We start from the raw sequence: 1,237 nt of genomic DNA on the forward strand, positions 1-1,237 counted from the left end.
CCCCAACACCCTCGGCTTCGACGCGGACGTGTTGGACATCTCGGGCGCGCTCGAGGAGGGCGCCGAGGGCGGCCTGGACATCGGGTTCGGCAGCGGCGACCACGACTACCAGCTCGGCGCGCTGTTCCTCCAGGTCGACGCGGCCACCTGAACCGGGCCGGCCCGAGCCCGGCCGGCCCGAGCCCGTACCCCGAGTCTCCCGAGCCCCTCCGAGTCCCGAGCCCCGAAGCCCGCAAGGACGGAAGCGTGCTGACCGTAGTGCACCTCGCCCAGCCCGTGGACGGCGGCGTCGCCCGGGTCGTCACCGACCTGGTGCGCGCGCAGACCCACGTGGGGATCCGCGCCGTCGTGCTCTGCCCGTCCGGCGGCGAACTCGGCCGGGCCGCGGCGGCCGCCGGGGCCGACGTCCGCCTCTGGCACGCCGAGCGGGCCCCCGGGCCCAACCTGCCGTGGGAGGTCGCCTTCGCGGCCCGCGCCATCCGGAGGGCCGCCCCCGACCTCGTCCACCTGCACAGCGCCAAGGCCGGCCTGGCCGGGCGGCTCGCGCTGCGCGGCCGGCTGCCCACCGTCTTCCAGCCGCACGCCTGGTCGTTCGAGGCGGTCGACGGCGCCACCGCGCGGCTGGCCACCCGCTGGGAGCGGTACGCCACCCGCTGGACGCACCGGGTGCTCTGCGTCAGCGAGGAGGAGCGGCGGCAGGCCGAGCGGGCCGGGATCGCCGCCGGGCACACCGTCATCCGCAACGGCGTCGACCTGGCACGCCACCCCGCCGCCGACGGCGTCGCGCGGCGCCAGGCGCGCGCCGCGCTGGCCGCCGTGCACGGCCTGCCGCAGCGCGCGCCGCTCGTGGTGTGCGTCGGCCGGCTCTGCCCGCAGAAGGGCCAGGACCTGCTGCTGCGCGCCTGGCCAGGGGTGCTCGAACGGTTCCCCGCCGCCCGCCTCGCGCTCGTCGGCGACGGTCCGGAACGCGCCGCGCTGCGCCGCGCCGCCGGCCCCGAGGTGCTGTTCGCCGGCCACACCGACGACACCCTGCCCTGGTACGCGGCCGCCGACCTCGTGGTGCTGCCGTCCCGCTGGGAGGGCATGGCGCTGGCGCCGATCGAGGCCATGGCCGCCGGCCGACCCGTGCTGCTGACCGACGTCGGCGGCGCCCGGGAGAGCCTGCCACCCGGCCACGCCCCGCACTGCCTCGTCCCGCCCGCCGACCCCCGGGCCCTGGCCGGGGCCGTCACCGCGC

At 78.8% G+C, this 1,237-nt stretch carries 1 protein-coding gene; it reads left to right on the top strand.

From position 1 onward, the window contains the following. Window positions 1-246: 246 nt before the first annotated feature. A partial coding sequence (locus E1283_RS36305; RefSeq protein ID WP_243745351.1) for a glycosyltransferase occupies window positions 247-1,237 on the top strand: 991 nt, incomplete at its 3' end.

The sequence above is a fragment of the Streptomyces hainanensis genome (assembly GCF_004348415.1).
GTDB classification, from domain to species: domain Bacteria; phylum Actinomycetota; class Actinomycetes; order Streptomycetales; family Streptomycetaceae; genus Streptomyces; species Streptomyces hainanensis.